Origin of the sequence: Pseudomonas sp. BSw22131 (assembly GCF_026810445.1) — a bacterium.
Classification (GTDB): Bacteria; Pseudomonadota; Gammaproteobacteria; order Pseudomonadales; family Pseudomonadaceae; genus Aquipseudomonas; species Aquipseudomonas huanghezhanensis.
Genome location: NZ_CP113949.1, coordinates 2738430 through 2759858, shown reverse-complemented (window position 1 = coordinate 2759858; position 21429 = coordinate 2738430). Strand labels below are relative to the sequence as shown.

The window sequence follows — 21429 nt, the reverse complement described above, 5'->3', positions numbered from 1 at the left end:
TTCACTCTCCATCAGACAATGTCAGCAACCCACGCAAGCCTTGCAACGGCACGGACAACCAGGTCGGGCGGTTTTCAGCTTCGTAGGCCACTTCATAAGCAGCTTTTTCCAGGGTGAACAACGCCAGCGCGGCGTCTTCGCCCTTGGCGTCTTTCCAGACGTGGGCCATGTTCACGGTGGCCTTGCGATAGCCGCCGATAAATGCGTCCCGCGCCTGAGTCAAATAGGTCTGCGCCACATGACTGCGCGCCATGGACGCCTGCGGCGAGTTGTCCGCACTCTGAGCATTGCGGACCGCCATAGCGGCAGCGTAGTCGAAAGAACGCAGCACGCCGCTGACATCTTTGAACGGGCTGTATTTGCCGCGTCGCTCTTCCAGCGCACGGGCGGGCTCGCCTTCGAAGTCGATGAGGTACGCATCGCCCTTCACCACCAGCATTTGCCCAAGGTGCAAGTCGCCGTGGACCCGAATACGCAGGCCACCGACGGAACGTTTCGCCAGGGTTTGCACGTGGGCCAACAGCTGTTTGCGCTTGCCCAACAGCTCGCTGACCAGTTGCTGATCGTCCGCCTCAAGCGTATCGCGGTGCTGCTCAAGCAGCTTCAGCGCACGCTCGACCTGAGCAGTGACGCTCTTGGCCGACGCCTGGCTGTCCTTGACGGTGGTGGTTTCGGCCTTGAAGTCCGGGTTGTCGGTGGACGCACTCAGGACCATGTGCATTTCGCCCAGTCGCTGTCCCAGCAAGCCGGCGAAGTCTTCCAGCTCAAGCAGTGCGTTGACGTGCTGCTCCTGCTCGGAGCGACCCCGGGTCATCTCGTCACGCACGGCGCGCTCAAGGTTGTTCTGGGTCCATTCCCACGCATCGCCCTGATTGCTCAAATACCCCTGAGCGATCATCAGCAAATTGCTTTGCCCTTCTGTATCGATGCGCACCACGGCGCCCAACAACGGCGAAATGTGCTTGTAGCCGGCCTCGGTCAGGAACGCGCCCATTTCAAGTTCCGGGTGCGTGCCCGCCGCCACCCGGCGGATCATCTTCAGCACCAGCGCCTTGCCCACCACCACCGAGCTGTTGGACTGCTCGGCGGACAGGTAACGCACTTCTGACTCACTGTTGAGACCCAACGGCGCCAATTGCGACGTCTGTTCAAAGCGCAGTTCGCCGTCGTTGCAAGGCAACACGGTTTCATCCTGCATGCCCTGAATCACCGAGCGAATGAACGGTTCCAGCGTAAAGGCGTCTGTGATCAGCCCAACCTGACGGCCGCGGCGCACGCGTGCCAGCGCCAGTTGCTGCGGCAGCGGGCTGCTGATGTCGTCCTCGGCCAGCAAGCCGAACGGCAACTGATACCGGACCGTTTCGCCACCCGAAGTGACCTCGATTTCGCTTAACAGGACAGGCCTTTGCGCATCGCCAAAGCGCACGGCATAGGCGATGTTGACGTTGTCGATGGCCGTGCCCTTGCCGGCAAACCAGCGGCGTTTTGGCAGGTAAGCCGACAATGAAGCCTTTTCCATCGTCCCGCGCAGGGGTTGTTCGAGCAATTCTTCCAGACGACTTTTGAGGACCAACGTCGGGAAATCCGGCAAGCTCTGCGCCGGTTCCACATGCCAGCTGGGCATCTGATTCTCCGTTGCAAGTACAAACCAGTAGAAGCCGTAAGGCGGTAACGTCAGCAGATAGTTCAACTGGCCTATAGGTGGGAAAGCGCTGCCGCCAAGCATCTCGACCGGCACAGTGCCGGCGTAGTTCGACAATTCGAGTTCCGCTGCCTGTGAGGCGCTGGACACGTTGGCCACGCACAGAATGATCTCGGTCTTGCCATCCGGCCCCGTGTATTCGCGGGTGTAGGCCAGGATCCGGCGGTTGCTCGGCGATAGCATGTTAAGGGTGCCGCGCCCGAAGGCTTTCTGCTGCTTGCGCACGGCCAGCATGCGCCGCGTCCAGTTCAGCAACGAATGCGGGTCGTTATTCTGCGTTTCGACGTTGACCGACTGGTATCCGTACATCGGGTCCATGATCGGTGGCAGCACCAGGCTTGCCGGATCGGCGCGGGAGAACCCACCGTTGCGGTCAATGGACCACTGCATCGGGGTACGCACGCCGTCGCGGTCGCCCAGATAGATGTTGTCGCCCATGCCGATTTCATCGCCGTAGTACAGCGTCGGCGTGCCAGGCATCGACAACAGCATGCTGTTGAGCAACTCGACCCGACGGCGATCACGCTGCAGCAACGGCGCGAGGCGACGACGAATGCCGAGGTTGATCCGCGCTCGCTTGTCAGAAGCGTAGTAGTTCCAGAGGTAGTCACGTTCACGGTCGGTGACCATTTCCAGCGTCAGCTCATCGTGGTTACGCAGGAAAATCGCCCACTGGCAGTTTTCCGGAATTTCCGGCGTCTGACGCAAAATGTCGGTGATCGGGAAACGGTCCTCCTGCGCCACCGCCATGTACATGCGCGGCATGAGCGGGAAGTGGAACGCCATGTGGCACTCGTCGCCGTCTTTGCCCTTCTTGTCCCCGAAATACAACTGAGTGTCTTCCGGCCATTGGTTGGCTTCAGCCAGCAGCATGCGGTCGGGGTAATTGGCGTCGATCTCGGCACGAATCTGCTTGAGGACGTTGTGGGTCTCCGGCAGGTTTTCGTTATTGGTGCCGTCACGCTCGATCAGGTACGGAATGGCATCCAGGCGAAGGCCGTCGATGCCCATGTCCAGCCAGTAACGCATCACTTCAAGCACCGCGTTCATCACTTGCGGGTTATCGAAGTTCAGGTCCGGCTGGTGGGAATAGAAGCGGTGCCAGAAGTACTGTCCGGCCACCGGGTCCCAGGTCCAGTTGGACTTTTCGGTGTCCAGAAAGATGATCCGCGTGCCGTCGTACTTCTGGTCACTGTCGGACCAGACGTAGAAATCCCGGGCCTTGGAGCCCTTCTTGGCGGTGCGGGCTTTCTGAAACCACGGGTGCTGGTCAGAGGTGTGGTTGATGACCAGTTCGGTGATCACGCGCAGCCCGCGCTTGTGCGCTTCGGCGATGAACTTCTTGGCATCGGCCATGGTGCCGTAGTCGGTATGGACACCGCGATAGTCGGCGATGTCATACCCGTCGTCGCGCCGTGGCGAGGGATAAAACGGCAGCAACCAGATGGTGTTGACCCCAAGCTCGGCAATGTAGTCGAGCTTGGCGATCAGTCCCGGGAAGTCACCAATCCCGTCGTTGTTCGAATCAAAGTAGGACTTGACGTGTACCTGATAGATCACGGCGTCCTTGTACCAAAGAGGATCGTCGATAAAGGCAGCATTCCGAGGCTTTTTCGCCATGGGTCACATCCGTTCTGATTATTGGTTAGCGGCTTCAAAACGCCAGATGCCGAAAGGCTGATACGACGGGTCGAGACGCATGAACTGACTTTTGCCATGCCAGTTCCAAGTGTGACCGGTCATCAAGTCTTCGCCGGTAGTCACTGCGTCATCGGGCAAGCCCAATTCCCACAACGGCAATTCGAAATTCGCCTCTTGTGGGTTGACAGGATCGAGGCTGATGGCAACGAGAATGAAGTTGCTGCCGTCAGCGCTGCGCTTGCCGAAGTACAGAATGTTGTCGTTCCACGCGTTGTAGATCTTCAGACCCAAGTGCGTCTGCAAAGCCGGGTTCTGTCGACGAATGCGGTTGAGCTGAGCAATCTCGGCGATGATGTTGCCGGGCGCAGTGTAGTCACGCGGCCGGATCTCGTATTTCTCCGAGTCCAGATACTCTTCCTTGCCCGGCACCGGTGCCGACTCGCACAACTCAAACCCCGAATACATGCCCCACAGGCCAGAGCCCATGGTCGCCAGTGCGGCGCGGATCAAGAAACCCGGGCGCCCCGATGAATGCAGGAACGGTGGGTTGATGTCCGGCGTGTTGACGAAGAAGTTCGGCCGGTAGCAGTCGCGCCACGGTGCTTCATTGAGCTGGGTCAGGTACTCGGTTAACTCGGCTTTGGTGTTGCGCCAGGTGAAATAGGTGTAGCTCTGCGAGTAACCCACCTTGCCAAGGCGCGCCATCATCGCCGGCTTGGTGAACGCTTCAGCCAGAAACATCACGTCCGGGTGCTGACTGCGAATGTCGGCAATCATCCATTGCCAGAATGGCAGCGGCTTAGTGTGCGGGTTGTCGACGCGAAAGATTTTCACCCCTTCCTCGACCCAGCCCAACACCACGTCGCGCAGTTCCAGCCAGAGGCCCGGGACGGCGTCCGGCGCGTAGAAGTCGACGTTGACGATGTCCTGATACTTCTTCGGCGGGTTTTCCGCGTAACGGATCGTGCCGTCCGGGCGCCACGAGAACCAGCCTGGGTGTTGCTGGAGCCAAGGGTGGTCCTGGGAGCACTGGATGGCGAAATCGAGGGCGATTTCCAGACCATGCTCAGCGGCCGCAGCCACCAGCTCACGGAAGTCCTCGCGAGTACCCAATTGCGGGTGAATCGCTTCGTGCCCACCGTCGGCACTGCCGATGGCATATGGGCTGCCCGGATCATCGGGGCCTGCCTGAAGGGAGTTGTTCGGCCCTTTACGGTGAGCGCGGCCAATCGGGTGGATCGGCGGGAAGTAGAGCACGTCAAAACCCATGTCGCGAACCATCGGCAGGCGACTATGGACGTCTTTGAACGTGCCGTGGCGCGCTTTGTCGTCGGTAATCGAGCGCGGGAACAGCTCGTACCAGCTGGCGAATTGCGCCAGTTCGCGCTCGACATCCAGCGGGAATTCGAGGCTGCGGCTCAGGTAAGCGTGATTATCGGCCTGGGCCATCGTCGCCTGAGTCTCGGGGCTCAACAGCAACGTGACCTGCACATCTTGGTCAGGGCTTTGCGTGAACTGCTTGAGCAAAGCTTCAATCTGCGAACGCACCTCGCCCGTGCTGCGCTCAATAGCGTGCACCAGTTGCAGGCGTCCCTCTTCCAGCTCAAGACCGATCGGCACGCTGGCGGCGTACTTTTTCTCCAGCTCGTAGCGGTAGCTGGCGAACTGGTCTATCCAGGCTTCAAGGCGGAATACATAGCGGGCAACGCTGGTAGGGGTGAACTCACCGACCCAGCTGTCATTGACCAACTCACGCAGCCGCGCGGTGTGCCATTGCTCTTCGTCAGCGGCTCGCCAGCAGACACGTACGGCCATCTTGTCGTGGCCATCGGCGTAGACCTTGCTGGTGACCGACACTGACTGCCCGACGATGGCTTTGGCCGCGAACTGGCCGCCATCAATGACGGGCGTCGTGTCTTCTATGACGATTCTGGGCAGCTGCAACGCTTGGGTCAGCGGCAGCGGCCGGGTTGGATGGGGAACATCAGTGGCCAGGGAATCCGGACCGTATGGCTGATCAGCAGTCACATTCATCGAGCATCACTCCTCACGCCCCAGGGACGCTCCTTGTGCGAGTCCATTCAATTCGATATCCGTTATATAGAAGAAGGCGAGCTCGTCGGAGCAAAAGACGTCCAACGTCGCCGCATAGGTTCCGAACGTGGGCCGAGGGGTAAAGTTCAAAGAGCTTGTGCTTTGAAATACGCTTTCGATGCTGGCGTTTCACGCGCTGCTGCAACCGACACCGCGGGCAGGGAATCTGTGCTGAGTCATTGCGCGAGGGGCGTGGTCACAAGAAGGTAGCAGTGCCTGTGTCTTTCCTCACGCAACGTGTCACCCACGCAACGCAACGTATTGAAGGTGAAGCAATGAGCATTCCAATTCCGGCTGAAACCCCCGAACCGAACATCGACGACCCCAACCTGCCGGTGCCAAAGCCACAGGATCCGCCTGACACCATGCCCCCGGTGATCGAGCCTCCGGTGGGCGACCCGCCGTCGAAAGAGCCGCCAGCGGTGCTTGACGACGGATTCCCGGAATAGCCTGTCAGCCGATGAGCGTTAGGGCTGATCGGTCTCAACGCCGCTATCGGCCGGTGGATCGAAACGGTTAACGATCCATGGCATCAGGCTGAAAATGCCCAGCGCCAGCATCGTACTCAGCACCGCAGTCGCCTCGCGGCCCATACCGGCCGCGATGCCGATGGCTGCGGTCATCCACAAGCCTGCTGCGGTGGTCAGGCCCTTCACTTGATTGGTGTTGATTTCCTTGCCCTTCAAGATCGTGCCAGCCCCGAGAAATCCAATCCCGGCGACGATCCCCTGAACCACGCGGCTCAAGGCTGCGCCGTCAGCCCCGTCCCTGCTGGGCAGTGGACGCGCTGCAGGTTGAAAATGCCAGGGACAGGCGCCACCGCAGCATGGGTGTCGCGCAGGGTGAAGATTGCGCGGCGATGTGAATTCAGCGACCGCCACCCAAATCTATGAACGTGCCGGTGGAGTACGAAGCCTTGTCCGAGAGCAACCATACAATCGCCTCGGCCACTTCATCGGCCAGGCCGCCGCGCCCCATGGGAATGGTCGGTTCGAGTTTGCTTACGCGCTGCGCGTCGCCACTCAGGGCGTGAAACTCGGTGAAGATATAACCGGGACGCACCGCGTTGACCCGCACGCCCTCGCCGGCCACTTCTTTCGCCAGGCCAATGGTGAAGGTGTCCAGCGCGCCCTTGGAAGCGGCATAATCCACGTACTCACCCGGCGACCCCAGCCGCGCGGCCACGGACGACACGTTGACGATGCTGCCACCCCGCCCGCCATGGCGCGGCAACATGCGCTGCAAGGCGTGTTTGCTGCACAGCATCGGGCCCACCACGTTGCTCATCATGATCTTGAGCAGACGAAACTCCGACATCGACTCAACCCGCGACGCTTGCGCCACAGTGCCGGCGTTGTTGACCAGCGCCGTCAGGCGCCCCAGTTCGGCATCTACCCGCGCGAACAGATGAATGATCTCATCCTCGTTACTGACATCGGCCTGCACGGCGATGGCATGACCACCGGCTTCGCGAATCTGCCCGCACACCCGCTCCGCTGCTGCGTGGTTGGTCAGGTAGTTGATGCACACACGATAACCCTGCGCCGCCGCGAGAAGCGCGGTGGCCGCGCCAATTCCGCGCGATCCACCGGTGATCAGTAAATTCTTGTCCATGAAGAGTTCTTCCGAATTAATGCCACTGCTTTATTGTGAGCCAAGCGAAAACGGTCAGTCGCTGGGCTCAAGAGGCTGTCGTTGCGCGGCATTAATATCGGCCATGAAACGCTCGGCTGGCAATGGGCGTCCCAGTAAATAACCCTGTAGCGCGTCGCAGCCAAGGCGGGTCAGGAAACGTTGCTGGCTGCTGGTCTCCACGCCCTCGGCGACGATGCGCAGGTTAAGCGCCCTGCCCAGCGCGACGATGGCCGACACAATTGCGGCATCGTCACTGTCGTTCTCCAGATCGCGTACAAAGCCGCGATCAATCTTCAGCTCGTTGGCCGGCAGACGTTTGAGGTACATCAGGCTCGAATAGCCGGTGCCGAAGTCATCGATGGACAGGTCGATGCCCATTGCCGACAACTGCTCCAGCACCGCCATGCTCGCATCGACGTCGCTCATGGCCGTGGTTTCAGTGATTTCAAGGGTCAGGCTGTTGGCCGGCAAACCGTGTGTTTGCAGGGCATCGGCCACCGTCGCAACCAGCCCCGCGTGACAGAACTGGACCGCCGACAGGTTGACCGCCATGCGCCAATGGCTAAACCCCATGTCGTACCAGACCCGCATCTGCCGACAGGCTTCATTCAGCACCCAGTCGCCCAGGGGAATGATCAGACCGGTGCGTTCTGCCAGTGCGATAAATTTATCGGGCATCAGCAAACCTGCTGCGGGTGATTCCAGCACACCAGCGCTTCAGCGCCTAAAGGCTGGCCATCGGCGGCATTGAATTTGGGCTGGTAATGCAGGCAGAACTGCTGCTCTCGCACGGCAACGCGCAGGTCTTGCAGCAACTGCAACTGGTTGCGCGCATTGGTGTTCATCGATACATCAAAGAAGCTGTAGCCGTTTTTGCCGGCACTTTTGGCGTGGTACATCGCGGCATCGGCGTTCATCAGCAACTCTTGCTGCGTGACACCGTTGCCCGGATACAAGGTGATTCCGATGCTCACCGAGACCTGTAACGACTGGTCGCCAACGCAGAACTGACTGGCGATCAACGAGACCTGCCGAGCAGCAACCACGCTGACGTCGTCGGGGCTGTCGACTTCAACCAACAGCACGAATTCGTCGCCACCAATGCGCGCCAGCGTGTCGTGGCGGTGAAAGTTTTCGCGCAGGCGCAACGCGACTTCGCGAAGCAATTGGTCACCCACGTGATGACCGAACGCATCATTGACGGGTTTGAAGCCGTCCAGGTCCATGAACATCAGGGCAAACATGCCGCCCTCCGTATCGACCTTGGCCATCGCCTGTTCGATGCGAGCAGCCAGCAGGACGCGGTTGGGCAAACCGGTGAGCGTGTCATGCAACGCCAACTGGATCAGCTCACGATTGGCTTCGTGCAGCGAGTTGGACAGCTCGGCGGTGCGCGCCTCCATGCGGGCGTCGAGGATTGAGGTCAGCAAGGTGATGGTGAGGACTGCAAGGATGGTGACCAGCACCAGTTTGCCGAGCCCATCGGTGCGCAGCCCGCCATCGAGCGCACCACAAAAGCTGCCTTCGTCAAAATTGGCGGCCGCCATGCCGGTGTAATGCATGCCGACGATGGCGAAGCCCATCACCACTGCCGCGCCGCTGCGCGCCAGCACCACGTGAGGCGTTTGTTGACGCAGCCTGAAAGCGATCCACAGGGCCACAGCGGACGCCGTCACCGCGATCAGCAGTGAGGCGACGAACAACGCGGGGTCGTAGTCGATGCCCGGCTGCATGCGCATGGCGACCATGCCGGTGTAGTGCATCGCGCTGATACCCATGCCCATCGCCAGCGCGGCGAGCGCCAGTTGCCAGAACGGAAACAGCGGTTGTGTTACCAGCCACAGCGCAAGTCCCGAGGACAGGATGGCGATGGCCAGCGACAACAGCGTGATGGGGATATCGAAGCCCATATCAATCGGCAGGCTGAAGGCAAGCATACCGATGAAGTGCATCGACCATACGCCGATGCCCATCGACATGGCGCCACCGCCGATCCACACCCAGACCGCGCGGCCTTTGGCCGAAGTAATTCGACCTGTCAGATCAAGCGCTGTGTAAGAGGCAAGGCTCGCGACCAGAGTGGAAATCAGGACCAGAGAGAACGTGTACTGCCCAATTAACATGGCGGCGACTCAAGACTGCACGATAGAACGGTAGAAGAGGCTAAATAGCCACTACGCGATTGTACCGATTGGAACAGAAAAGTCGCCTACCTCTAACACAGTAATAGCAATGAGCCAGTTATTTGTTCTCTATCGCTCCGAGACTCGCGGCGCAGGTTCGCTTAAGCCCGTCTGAGCATTCCAGCCGCCGCCCAGCGCAGCAATCAGCTGGACACTGGCAATCAGCCGGCTTTGCAGCACGTTCAGCACGCTTCGCTCATTGCTCAACGCAGTGGCTTGAACGTTCACGACATCCAGATAACCGATCAGCCCGGCCTTGTACTGGTTGCTGGTCAGACGCAGCGACTCGCGGGCGGCGGCGAGGGCCTCGGCGCGTATGCCTGCCTCGTCCTCGTACACCTTGAGCTGAACCATGTAGTCCTCGACTTCACGGAAACCGTCGAGCACGGTCTGCCGGTATTGAGCCACGGTCTGGTCGTAGACCGCTTCGGTGCGGTCCACTTCGGCGGCACGCTGCCCACCGTCGAACAGCGTCATCGCCAATTGCGGCCCGACCGACCAGAACCGGTTAGGCAAGCTGATCCAGTTGCTGAAGATGCTGCTGCTGTAACCGCCACTCAGGCTCAGGGAAAGGTCCGGGTAATAAGCGGCCTTGGCCACGCCGATATTGGCGTTGGCCGCCATCACCGAGCGTTCAGCCGCGGCAATGTCCGGACGTCGTTCCAGCAATTGCGACGGCACCTGCACGGGAATCTGCGGCAGGATTGGAATGTCTTTGGTGATCGCCAGATCAAAATCTGCCGGAGCACGGCCCATCAACACCGCAATCGCGTTTTCGAACTGGGCGCGTTGCCAGGCCAGGTCGATGAGGTCCGCCTGCGTGCTTTTGAGCTGGGTCTGCGCCTGGGCCACGGCGTCGCGGCCGGAAATGCCGGCGCGGTACTGGTTTTGAGTGAGGTTGAGCGAGCGCTGGTACGCATCGACGGTCGCTTCGAGCAAGCGCTTTTGCTCATCGAGCACCCGCAGTTGCAGGTAGTTCTGAACCAGTTCCGATTGCAGGCTCAATTGCATCGATGCCAGATCGGCAAGGCTGGCCTGGGCACTGGCCTTGTCGGCTTCCAGGCCGCGGCGCAACTTGCCCCAGATGTCTGCCTCCCAACTGACGCCCAACTGAGCGTTATAAGTGTCGCGAATGCCGCTGCTGGAGCTGCTGAGGCTCGAACTGCTGCTGCCGGTGCCCTGGCTGGATCGGTTTTTGCTGCCTGTCAGATCCAGCGTCGGGAAGAAGGCCCCGCGGGCGCTGCGCACCAGGGCCTGAGCCTGGCGATATTGCGCTTCGTATTGGGCAACCGTCTGGTTGGAGCGGTTGAGTTGCTCCACCAGGCCATTGAGCTGCGGGTCGTTGTAGACCTCCCACCACGCGCCGCGGGCCATGGCGTCGCTCGGCGTTGCCTGGGTCCAGCCCTCGGCCTGCTTGAATTGCGCCGGTGCAGGCATGTCCGGGGTGCGGTAATCGGGGCCCACCGCGCAGCCGCCCAAAAGCAACGCGCACAGGCCGATGCCGAAACGCCGTTTAAAGGCGCGTGTCCGCAGTTGCAGAGAAAGGTGCAGGCGATCGGTCATAGCGGAGTGTCCAGGGCAGCATCCGTCCGCACACCGCGCCACTTGTTGACGCGATGACGCAGACGGTCGAGATAAAGGTAAACCACCGGGGTGGTGTACAGCGTGAGTATCTGGCTGAGGATCAGCCCGCCGATGATCGTCAGGCCAAGGGGCCGGCGCATTTCCGCACCTTCGGCACTGCTCAGAAGAAGCGGCACAGCGCCAAGAATGGCGGCCAGCGTGGTCATCAAGATCGGCCGCAGGCGCTGCAGGCAGGCATGACGAATGGAGTCCAGCGGGGTCATGCCGCTGTCACGCTCAAGCTGCAGCGCAAGGTCGATCATCAGGATGGCGTTCTTCTTCACCACACCGATCAGCAGGAACAGGCCCAGCAGGGAAATCAGGCTGAACTGCCCACCCGTGAGGTAAATGCTGAGCAGTGCACCGACACCCGCCGAAGGCAGTGTCGAGAGAATCGTCAGAGGGTGAACGTAGCTTTCGTAGAGAATCCCCAGCACCAGGTACACCGCCACCAGCGCCCCGAGAATCATCCACGGCTGGCTTTTCTGGGTGGCGGCGAATGCGTTGGCGGTGCCGGCCATTTTGGCGATCACGTCCTCGGGCAAGCCCACCGCCGCGACTGCACGCTCGATGGCGGTGGTCGCCTGATCCAGCGAGACGCCCTCGGCCAGGTCGAACGAGACGTTATCTGACGCGAACTGGCCATCGTGAACCACCCGGTCATCTTCCAGGCTGCGCTCGTAATGGGCGAATGCCGACAGCGGCACCCGCGCGCCATCGGCAGTGATCACTTGCACCTGCTCCAGCGTGGCGGGGTCCTGGGCGTATTTGGGATTGACCTCCATCACCACCTGATACTGGTTGAGCGGGTCATAAATGGTCGAAACCTGGCGCTGGCTGTAGGCGTTGTTAAGCACCGTGGTGACCATGTTCATGTCGATGCCCAGACGCTTTGCGGCATCACGATCAACCTTGAGCGTCACTTGCTGGGTGCCGCCGCCATCGTTGGCGTCGATGGACGTCAGCTCCTTCAGGGATTTGAGCGCCGCCACGACTTTCGGGTACCACAGACGCAGGCTGTCCAGATCACCGCTTTGCAGGATGTATTGATACTGCGAGGTGGTCTGCTCGCGACCGCCGCCCAGTTGCAGGTCTTGATCCGGTTGCAGGAACAAACGCCCGCCCGGCACTTTGGGCATCTCCTTGCGCAGCCGCTCAACCACCTGTTCAGCACCGATCCCGCGCTCCTTGATGGGTTTGAGACGCACGATGATGAACGCGTTGCCGGTGCCGCCGTTACCGCCGATAAACCCGGCAACGCTCTCCACCGCAGGGTCCTTGAGGATGGCCGTGCGGTAGATATCCATTTTTGGCTGCATGACCGAGAACGACAGACCGTCGTCGCCGCGAACGAAGCCCATGAGCTGACCGGTATCCTGCTGCGGCAGGAAGGTCTTGGGCACCACGATGTACAAGGCTATGTTCACGCCCACCGTGATCAGCAGTGTCAGCAGGGTCAGGCGGCGGTGCTTGAACACCCAGCCCAGGCTGCGATCGTAGCCTGCCACCATGCGGTCATTGACCCGCTGGCTCCAGCGTTGCAGGCGGTTTTCCTGTCCCGGCACGTGCGGCTTGAGCCACCGCGCGCAGAGCATTGGCGTCAGGGTGAGCGAGACGATCAGCGACACGATGATCGAGGCCGACAGGGTGATCGAGAACTCGCGGAACAGGCTCTCCACCAGACCGCCCATGAACAGGATCGAGATGAACACAGCCACCAGCGACACGTTCATCGACAGCAAGGTAAAGCCGACTTCTTTGGCGCCCAAGTACGCGGCCTCCATCGGCGGCACCCCTTTATCGATGTGCCGGGAAATGTTTTCCAGCACCACGATGGCATCGTCCACCACCAGCCCGGTAGCCAGAATCAGCGCCATCAGCGAGAGGTTGTTCAGCGAAAAGCCGAACAGGTACATGATCGCGAAGGTGCCGACCAGCGACACCGGCACTGCCAGCGTGGGGATCAGCGAGGCACGGAAGTTACCCAAAAACGCGAACACCACCAGAATCACCAGCACTACGGCGATCAGCAGGGTCATTTCCGCTTCGTGCAGCGTGGCCTTGATCACCGGGGACCGGTCCATCGCAAGGTCCAGCGTTACGCTCGCCGGCAACACCGCTTGCAACGCCGGCAATTGCGCCTTGATGCTGGCCACCGTCTCGATGATGTTGGCCCCGGCCTGACGGTTGATCACCAGCAGCACGGCGGCCTTTTCATTGAAGAAACCGCTGTTGTAACGGTCCTCGACCGAATCCCTGACTTTGGCCACATCCTTGATACGCAGCGCCGCACCGTCTTTGTAGCGAATGATCAGCGGCTCATAATCCTTGGCTTTTTCCAGCTGATCATTGGCCTGAACCTGCCAGTTGTGTTGTGCGTTTTCGACCGAACCCTTGGGTCGGCGAACATTGGAATTGGAGATGGTGGTGCGCACCTCATCCAGCGACACGCCGTACTGGTCGAGCATTTTCGGTTCCAGCTCGACCCGCACTGCCGGCAACGAACTGCCCCCAATCTGCACCTCCCCCACGCCAGTCACCTGAGACAGGCTTTGCGACAGAATGGTCGAGGCCAGATCGTAAAGCTGACCCTTCTCCAACACGTCAGAGGTCAGAGACAGGACCATGATCGGCGCCTGCGAAGGGTTGACCTTCTTGTAGGTCGGCATGCTGCGCATACCGCTGGGCAACAGACTGCGCGCCGCGTTGATCGCCGCTTGCACTTCCCGCGCGGCGCCATTGATGTCGCGGTCCATGTCGAACTGCAAAATGACCCGCGTGCTGCCCTGGCTTGAGCGACTGCTCATGGTGTTGACGCCGGCAATTGAGCCCAGCGAGCGCTCCAGCGGGGTTGCCACGCTGGACGCCATGATCTCGGGGCTGGCACCGGGTAACGAGGCCGAAACCACGATCACCGGGAAATCCATGTTGGGCAGCGGCGCTACAGGCAACAGGCCAAAGCTCATACCACCCAGCAGCATGATCGCCAGACTCAGGAGCATGGTTGCCACGGGGCGGCGGATGAACGGACCTGAGAGATTCATGAGCAGCAGCTCCAAGCGGCAAGCTTCAAGCTGCAAGTAAAAGCAGAAGCAAAAGCCACGGCGTGCGCAGTCCTGCTTCTAGCTTGCGGCTTGAAGCTTGACGCTTGCAGCTCACAAGCGCCCGTCACCCTGCCACCTCGGTATCGGCTTTGCGGCTAAACCTGCGACCCAGCCGATCAAAGTACAAATAAATGACCGGCGTGGTGAACAGCGTCAGCACCTGACTGACCAGCAGACCGCCGACCATCACCAGCCCCAGGGGCTGACGCAACTCGGCGCCGGAACCGGTGGCCAGCATCAGCGGGATAGCGCCAAACAGCGCCGCCATGGTGGTCATCAGAATCGGTCTGAAGCGCAACAGCGCAGCCTCATAGATGGCGGTTTCCGGGTCAACGCCACGGTTGCGCTCAGCGTCCAGCGCAAAGTCGATCATCATGATCGCGTTCTTTTTGACGATACCGATCAACAGGATGATGCCGATGATCGCGATCATCCCCAGGTCATTACCGCTGATGAGCAGCGCCAGCAACGCGCCAATGGCCGCCGATGGCAGGGTCGACAAGATTGTGATCGGGTGGATGTAACTCTCGTACAGCACCCCCAGCACGATGTACATCGTGACCACGGCCGCCAGTATCAGCAACAGCGTGCTCGACAGCGACGCCTGAAACGCCTCGGCCGCACCCTGAAATTGCGTCTGCACGCCAATCGGCATGCCGATGTCTTTCTGCACCTGCTCGATAATGTCCACCGCGTGCCCGAGTGCAACGCCCTCGGCGAGGTTGAACGACATCATCACCGCCGGGAACTGGCCAATGTGAGCGATCGCCAGTTGCGCCTGACGTTGCTCGACCTTGCCCAGACTCGACAGTTTGACCTGCCCGCCATCGGTGGTCTTGACGTGAATCTGCTCCAGCGCCTGAGGCCCGATATCGGCACTGGACGCGGCCTGCAGCACCACACGGTACTGACTGGCCTGGGTGTAGATGGTCGAAATCTGCCGCTGACCGAACGCGTCGTACAGTGCGTCGGTGATGTTGGCCACCGTCACACCCAGGCGGCTCGCAGCGTCGCGGTCGATGTTGAGGTACACCTGAAGACCTTTGTCCTGCAGGTCACTGGCGACATCCGTCAACTCGGGCCGCTGAGCCAAAGCGTCCACCAGCTTGCCGCTCCACAGCGCGAGCAGGTCGGGATCGGGCGATGACATGCTGAACTGGTATTGCGTGCGGCTGACCCGGTCTTCGATGGTCAGGTCCTGTACCGGCTGCATGTAAAGACGAATGCCCGGCAGATCCGCCAACTTCGGTTGCAGGCGCTGAATCACCTGCGCCGCGGTCAAGTCACGCTGTGCATGCGCCTTGAGATTGATCAGCAAGCGCCCGCTGTTGAGCGTGGCGTTGTCGCCGTCCACGCCAATGTAGGACGACAGGCTGGCCACGGCGGGGTCTTGCAGAATGATCTTCGCCAGTGACTGTTGACGCTCGCTCATGGCCGCGAACGACACCGACTGCGGCGCTTCGGAAATGCCCTGAATGACACCTGTGTCCTGCACCGGGAAAAACCCCTTGGGCACAACCAGATACAGCAAAACGGTGATACCCAGGGTCGCAATCGCCACCAGCAAGGTCAGGGGCTGATGCTTGAGCACCCAACGCAGCCCACGCCCGTAACCGCTGATGAGCCAGTCGATCCACGCGCCACTCGCGCGGTAAAACCGGCTCTGCTCTTCTTCCTTGGGCTCACGCTTGAGCAATCGCGCGCACATCATCGGTGTCAGGGTGAGCGACACCACCAGCGAAATCAGGATCGCCACCGCCAATGTGATGGCGAATTCGCGAAACAGCCGTCCCACCACGTCGGCCATGAACAGCAACGGGATCAACACGGCAATCAGCGAAACGGTCAGGGAGATCAGGGTGAATCCAATCTGCCTGGCGCCCTTGAGCGCGGCCTGCAAAGGTGTTTCACCCTCCTCCAGGTGCCGGGAAATGTTCTCCAGCATGACGATGGCATCGTCCACCACAAAGCCGGTGGCAATGGTCATCGCCATCAGGGTCAGGTTGTTGATCGAGAAGCCGGCCAGGTACATCACGCCAAACGTACCGATCAGCGACAGAGGCACCGCAACCGAAGGGATGATCGTGGCGCTGAACCGGCGCAGGAACAGAAAGGTGACCAACACCACCAGCACAATGGCAATCAGCAACTCGTGCTGGACGTCAGTGACCGAGGCGCGAATGGTCTGCGTGCGGTCCGTGAGCACTGTTACGTCCAGCCCTGCGGGCAGGTTGTCGGTGATGCTTGGCAGCAGCGTCTTGATCCGGTCGACCACGTCGATCACGTTCGCGCCGGGCTGACGCTGAATATTGAGCAGCACGGCCTGATTTTCATTGGCCCACGCGGCGAGGCGGTCGTTTTCCGCACCGTCGACGATCTGCGCCACGTCCTTTAACCGCAGCGGTCCGCCGTTGGCATACGCGAGGATCAGGTTGGCGTATTCCTCGGGGGACTTGAGCTGATCGTTGGCGTCGAGCATCGACACCCGCGTCGGGCCATCGAAGTTGCCTTTGGGCGTATTGACGTTGGACGCGCTGACCAGCGTACGCACATCGGCCAGGTTCAGGCCATTGGCCGCGAGCGCCTCGGGGTTGACCTTGATCCGCACGGCCTGGCGCTGACCGCCGGCAATACTGACCATGCCGACGCCGCTGATCTGGGCGATCTTCTGCGCCATGCGCGTATCGACCAGATCGTTGAGCTTGGGCAGGAGCATGGTTTTGGAAGTGATCGCCAGGGTCAACACCGGGGTGTCGCCCGGGTTGACCTTGTTGTAGGTGGGAGGCGCCGGCAAGTCGGTCGGCAGCAGATTGGTCGCGCCGTTGATTGCCGCCTGCACTTCCTGCTCGGCCACATCCATGTTGAGGTCCAGGCTGAAACGCAGGGTGATCACCGAGGCGCCGCCAGAACTGGTCGAGGCCATCTGCGTGAGTCCCGGCATCTGCCCGAACTGGCGTTCCAGGGGCGCCGTCACCGCACTGGTCATCACTTGCGGACTGGCGCCGGGATACAGCGTCATCACCCGTATCGTCGGGTAATCCACCTGCGGCAACGCTGACACCGGCAGCAACGTGTAGGCGATCAGGCCGGACAGCACAATCGCCAGCATGCTCAGCGTGGTTGCGACCGGCCTCAGGATGAACAGGCGAGACAGGTTCATACGTTGCCTTTTTTCACGGCGCCGGTGTCTGCGGACTCACCCGACGTCTTTGACGGCTGGCCCTGCAAATGCTGGCCCGGGGTGGTGGGTACGTCCTTGCTGTCGTTGACCACTTCGACTTCGCTGCCGTCCTTGAGTCGGTCAGTGCCCTCAAGCACCACGCGATCCCCCGCGGCCAGGCCTTCGGTGATGACGGTCGAAACCTCGTCGCTGGCACCGGTTTTCAGCGAGCGAATCTTGACCTTCTTGTCACCCTCCATCACGTACACGAACGTACCGTTCACGCCAAACTGCACGGCCGCTGTCGGCACCAGCACGACCTGTTTGAGCGTGTCGGCACGCAGGCGCACGTTGACGAACTGGTTGGGAAACAGCACTTCATCCTGGTTGTCGAAACGGGCCTTGAACTTGAGCGTGCCGGTGGTGATGTCGATCTGGTTGTCGAGGCTTGCGAGTACGCCAGTTGATTGCAGCTTCACGTCGCCGCGGTCCCAGGCCTCGACCGGCAGTTTGTCGCCGCTGCGGTAGCGGGCGATGACCGCCGACAGGTCTTTCTCGGGCAAGGTGAAATTGACAGTGATGGGTTTGGTTTGCGTGATAACCGCGAGCGCGGTGGTGTCGTTGGCGGCCACCAGGTTGCCGACGTCCAGCTGACGCAGGCCGATACGGCCGGAGATCGGTGCGCGGATCTTGGCGAAGTCGAGGTTCAGCTTGGCGTCGCCGACGGCGGCCTGATTGGTCTTGATCGTGCCTTGGTACTGGCCGACCAGGGACTCAGCGGTGTCGAGCGTCTGTTTGGCGATGCTGTCTTCTTTGAACAAGCCCCGGTAACGCTGCACGTCGATCTGGGCGTTCTTGAGCAGCGCCTGGTTTTGCATCAGCGTACCTTCGGCCTGCTGCAACGCAATCTGATAGCTGCGCGGGTCGATTTCCGCCAGCAGGTCGCCAGCCTTGACCAGTTGTCCTTCCTGGAAATTGAGCTTGACCAACTCCCCCGCCACTCGACTGCGCACGTTGATGGTGTTCATCGCCGTGACCGTGCCCAGCGCCTTGTAGAGGATCGGGAAATCACCCGTTGTCGCAGCAGCGACGCGCACAGGAATCGGACCCGTCGAGCCACCGAAACCCGGACGGTTGGAAACGGCTTTGCCAGCGCCGCCCGAGCGGCTTGCACCTTTTTGGGTGGTCTCGCCGGAGGTGGCCGTGGCGCCTTTGTGCACGCCTGAACCTGGCCAGAACCACCAGCAAAGGCCCGCAATGATCAACAAAACCAACAGGCTAATCAGCCAGCGACGGGAATTACGAGGGCCAGACGATTGCATGTATATATCAACCAGTGTGCGCGTGAGCGTCTTCGGGAAGCTGAACAATAAGCACAGATAAGGCCAGCGCAAAGCGCCTTTACCGGCAATTTACCTAGTGCTTACTTTGGTTAAGGTGCTGAAGCATAAATAAAAACGGCCTGAACAGGTCAGGCCGCCGAATATTGCCCGTGTGTACCCTATAGGTACCTATCGGGCGACAACCACGTTACTTGAGGACTGACAACGCTGCGTCGTAGTCTGGCTCCTGGCCGATTTCCGGTACCAGTTCGCTGTGCAGCACGTGGTTGTTTTCATCCAGTACCACGACCGCACGCGCGGTCAGGCCAGCCATCGGGCCATCAACAATGGCAACGCCGTAGGTTTCCATGAAGTCCGCGCCACGCATGGTGGACAGATTCTTCACGTTGTCCAGGCCTTCGGCGCCGCAGAATCGAGCCTGTGCGAACGGCAGATCAGCCGAAATACACAGCACCACGGCATTGCTCACATCGTTGGCCTGCGCGTTGAACTTACGCACGGAAGTGGCGCAGGTCGGGGTATCGACGCTTGGAAAAATATTCAGCACCTTGCGCTTGCCAGCGAAGGTTTCAAGGGTTACGTCCGCCAGATCGCCACCCACCAGTGTGAATGCTGGGGCGGTGCTGCCAACCTGGGGCAATTCACCTTTGATCTGAACCGGGGTGCCGCGACGAGTCACTTGAGGCATGAGCTGGGTCCTTGTGTTGAGTTGCAATGCTGGGTTTCAGAAAACCACGAAGTTAACCACGAAAGTGCTGAGCGACCTACGGGTGGTGGCCAGTTTGTTCACACGTATCGAGCTTGTCCAGCAGTCCGGGACGCTGGCACAGTTCGACCAGCCAGTCGATGAACACCCTCACCCTTCGCGACATTTGCCGATGCGCCTGATACAACGCAGTCAACGGCAGCCGCGGCTGGGGAAAAAGTCCCAGCACCTCGATTAGAGCACCGCAGCGCAACGGTTCCGCAGCATGGTAGTAAGGCGTCTGCACCAGGCCGTAGCCCGCTTCGCAGGCAGCCAGATAACCATCGGCGCTGTTGATCGACAAGGCTTTGGCCATGCTGACTTCTCGGTCCCTGCCGTCGATCACAAACTCCAGCCCGTAGCGCTTGTTGGAGCCGCTGGAGAAATATTCAATCACCTTGTGCTGAGCCAGGTCGTCAAGGGTCAGGGGCATGCCGTGGCGCTCCAGGTATTCCCGGCTGGCACACACGACCTGCCGCATCTGGGCCAAAGGACGCGCAACCAATGAATGGTCCAGCGACTGACCGCCGCGCACCACGCAATCGACGCCTTCACGGATCAGGTCCACCGGCCGGTCCGTCATGCCCACTTCCAGCTCTATCTGCGGATAGCGATTCGTGAACTCAGGCAGCGCGGGCATGACGATCAGACGGCCGAAGCCTGCGGGCAGATCAATTCTCAGCACGCCTTTTGGGGCGCTGCCGATGGCAGAAAAAGCGGTTTCGGTTTCTTCGAGGTCGCTGAGCAGGGAGACGCAGCGCTGGTAATAAGCCTGACCGTCCAGTGTCGGGCTGACGTGCCGGGTGGTGCGTTGCAGGAGCTGCACGCCCAAATGCGCCTCAAGCTGCTTGATCAGAATGGTCACCGAGGCGCGTGGCATGTGCAGATCGTCGGCGGCCTTGGCGAACCCTCCCAGCTCGACAATGCGCGTGAACGCGCGCATGGCGTTGAATTTGTCCAAGGCAATTCCTGACCTTTTCTGGATGACTGTTTAGAAAATCCGAACAGTGAAAGCACTTTTAGCCGGTTTATTCCTGTTCTGTCGAGGGGTAACAATGGGCGGTCTTTTTATCCAGCAAGGATTCTTTCATGCAAACCCGTCAACTCGGCAAGAACGGTCCTCAAGTCTCAGCCATAGGTCTGGGCTGCATGGGCATGACCGATTTCTACACCACCGGCACCGATACCCGCGAGGCCATTGCCACCCTCCATCGCGCACTGGAGCTGGGCGTGACGCTGCTCGATACCGCAGACATGTATGGCCCGCACACCAATGAAGAGCTGATTGGCAAAGCCTTGCAGGGCAAGCGCGACCAGGTGTTTCTCGCCAGTAAATTCGGCTTTGTACGTGACGCCAACGATGCCGCGGCGCGAGGCGTCAATGGCAGCCCGGAATACATTCGTACGGCCATCGAAGGCACGTTGCAGCGCCTGAAAATCGACACGCTCGACCTGTATTACCAACACCGCATCGACCCGCAAATCTCGGTCGAGGAATCGGTAGGCGCCATGGCTGAACTGGTCAAGGAAGGCAAAGTTCGCTATCTGGGATTGAGCGAAGCGTCCTCCGCCACACTGGAGCGCGCGCAGAAGGTGCATCCAATCACCGCGTTGCAGACCGAATATTCGCTGTGGAGCCGCGACCCCGAGGAAAACGGCGTGCTCGAAACCTGTCGCCGACTGGGGATTGGCTTTGTCCCGTACAGCCCGCTTGGCCGAGGCTTTCTGACCGGAACGTTGAAAAGCCCCGATGATTTCGCCGCCGACGACTACCGCCGCAACAGTCCGCGCTTTCAAGGTGAGAACTTCACCAAAAATCTGCTGCTGGTGGACAAAGTACAGAAGCTTGCGACAGACAAAGGCGTTACGGCAGGTCAGCTGGCGCTGGCGTGGGTTCTGGCCCAGGGCAATGACGTGATCCCGATCCCCGGCACCAAGCAGCGTAAATACCTCGAGGAGAACGTCGCAGCCTTGGACATCTCCCTCAGCGCCGAGGAACTGAAAGCGCTTAAAGATCTTTTCCCGGTCAGCGCGGTGGCGGGTAAACGGTATACCGAAGCGTCGTTAAAGCTGGTGAACGGCTAGCCGGCTTGAATCAATTGCGCCGCCACGCGAATGAATTCGCGGCTACAGGTCGGCCACCGATTCTTTAGGAGCTGACGAGCCCTGGCGAGGCCGCGATGCAATGTGTCTGACACA

11 protein-coding genes and 2 pseudogenes are annotated in these 21429 nt (G+C 60.4%); 2 read left to right on the top strand and 11 right to left on the bottom strand.

Translation table 11 applies throughout. From position 1 onward, the window contains the following. Position 1: 1 nt before the first annotated feature. Both treS and OYW20_RS12250 read right to left on the bottom strand, forming a co-directional pair. Entirely contained in the window at positions 2 to 3322 is a 3321-nt protein-coding gene (gene treS, locus OYW20_RS12255; RefSeq protein ID WP_268800939.1) for a maltose alpha-D-glucosyltransferase, read from the bottom strand. 18 nt (positions 3323 to 3340) lie between these two features. After that, the gene (locus tag OYW20_RS12250; RefSeq protein WP_268800938.1) at positions 3341 to 5377 is read right to left on the bottom strand and encodes an alpha-1,4-glucan--maltose-1-phosphate maltosyltransferase; all 2037 of its coding nucleotides are present in this window, start codon (positions 5375 to 5377) and stop codon (positions 3341 to 3343) included. 335 nt (positions 5378 to 5712) lie between these two features. Between OYW20_RS12250 and OYW20_RS12245 the strand changes: the two genes are divergently transcribed. Further along, positions 5713 to 5886 (top strand): hypothetical protein, encoded by a 174-nt coding sequence (locus OYW20_RS12245; RefSeq protein WP_268800937.1) that lies wholly within the window; start codon positions 5713 to 5715, stop codon positions 5884 to 5886. 18 nt (positions 5887 to 5904) lie between these two features. Here OYW20_RS12245 and OYW20_RS12240 read toward each other — a convergent pair. The 9 genes and pseudogenes from OYW20_RS12240 to OYW20_RS12200 all read right to left on the bottom strand — a co-directional run. Further along, positions 5905 to 6216 (bottom strand): annotated as a pseudogene (locus tag OYW20_RS12240) (MgtC/SapB family protein); the annotation flags it as partial. An 88-nt stretch (positions 6217 to 6304) separates the two neighbouring features. Beyond that, positions 6305 to 7051 carry an SDR family oxidoreductase gene (locus tag OYW20_RS12235; RefSeq protein WP_268800936.1) on the bottom strand — a complete coding sequence of 249 codons (747 nt, stop codon included), beginning with the start codon at positions 7049 to 7051 and terminating at the stop codon, positions 6305 to 6307. Positions 7052 to 7105: 54 nt separating this feature from the next. After that, positions 7106 to 9195: pseudogene (locus OYW20_RS12230) on the bottom strand (putative bifunctional diguanylate cyclase/phosphodiesterase). 129 nt (positions 9196 to 9324) lie between these two features. After that, on the bottom strand, positions 9325 to 10818 hold the full coding sequence (locus OYW20_RS12225) for an efflux transporter outer membrane subunit (protein ID WP_268800935.1): 1494 nt from the start codon (positions 10816 to 10818) through the stop codon (positions 9325 to 9327). Continuing rightward, positions 10815 to 13922: an efflux RND transporter permease subunit gene (locus OYW20_RS12220; RefSeq protein ID WP_268800934.1), complete on the bottom strand. Its 3108-nt coding sequence runs from the start codon at positions 13920 to 13922 to the stop codon at positions 10815 to 10817. Before OYW20_RS12220 ends, OYW20_RS12225 begins: the two co-directional genes overlap by 4 nt. A 124-nt stretch (positions 13923 to 14046) precedes the next feature. Next, complete coding sequence (locus OYW20_RS12215) at positions 14047 to 17142, bottom strand: MdtB/MuxB family multidrug efflux RND transporter permease subunit (RefSeq protein WP_268800933.1); 3096 nt, start codon at positions 17140 to 17142, stop codon at positions 14047 to 14049. After that, positions 17139 to 18479, bottom strand: a complete 1341-nt coding sequence (locus OYW20_RS12210) for an MdtA/MuxA family multidrug efflux RND transporter periplasmic adaptor subunit (protein ID WP_268801110.1) — start codon at positions 18477 to 18479, stop codon at positions 17139 to 17141. The genes OYW20_RS12215 and OYW20_RS12210 overlap by 4 nt, the downstream gene beginning before the upstream one ends. Positions 18480 to 18672: 193 nt before the next feature. Next, complete coding sequence (gene tpx / locus OYW20_RS12205) at positions 18673 to 19173, bottom strand: thiol peroxidase (RefSeq protein ID WP_268800932.1); 501 nt, start codon at positions 19171 to 19173, stop codon at positions 18673 to 18675. A gap of 76 nt (positions 19174 to 19249) precedes the next feature. After that, positions 19250 to 20191 (bottom strand): LysR family transcriptional regulator, encoded by a 942-nt coding sequence (locus tag OYW20_RS12200; protein ID WP_268800931.1) that lies wholly within the window; start codon positions 20189 to 20191, stop codon positions 19250 to 19252. A gap of 128 nt (positions 20192 to 20319) precedes the next feature. Between OYW20_RS12200 and OYW20_RS12195 the strand changes: the two genes are divergently transcribed. Next, a complete protein-coding gene (locus OYW20_RS12195) occupies positions 20320 to 21315 on the top strand; it encodes an aldo/keto reductase (protein WP_268800930.1) in 996 nt (331 codons plus the stop codon). Positions 21316 to 21429: the final 114 nt, after the last annotated feature.

Coding starts and splice junctions, on each gene's coding strand:
- treS (WP_268800939.1), bottom strand. CDS start 3,322: ATGGCGAAAAAGCCTCGGAATGCTGCCTTTATCGACGATCCTCTTTGG.
- OYW20_RS12250 (WP_268800938.1), bottom strand. CDS start 5,377: ATGAATGTGACTGCTGATCAGCCATACGGTCCGGATTCCCTGGCCACT.
- OYW20_RS12245 (WP_268800937.1), top strand. CDS start 5,713: ATGAGCATTCCAATTCCGGCTGAAACCCCCGAACCGAACATCGACGAC.
- OYW20_RS12235 (WP_268800936.1), bottom strand. CDS start 7,051: ATGGACAAGAATTTACTGATCACCGGTGGATCGCGCGGAATTGGCGCG.
- OYW20_RS12225 (WP_268800935.1), bottom strand. CDS start 10,818: ATGACCGATCGCCTGCACCTTTCTCTGCAACTGCGGACACGCGCCTTT.
- OYW20_RS12220 (WP_268800934.1), bottom strand. CDS start 13,922: ATGAATCTCTCAGGTCCGTTCATCCGCCGCCCCGTGGCAACCATGCTC.
- OYW20_RS12215 (WP_268800933.1), bottom strand. CDS start 17,142: ATGAACCTGTCTCGCCTGTTCATCCTGAGGCCGGTCGCAACCACGCTG.
- tpx (WP_268800932.1), bottom strand. CDS start 19,173: ATGCCTCAAGTGACTCGTCGCGGCACCCCGGTTCAGATCAAAGGTGAA.
- OYW20_RS12195 (WP_268800930.1), top strand. CDS start 20,320: ATGCAAACCCGTCAACTCGGCAAGAACGGTCCTCAAGTCTCAGCCATA.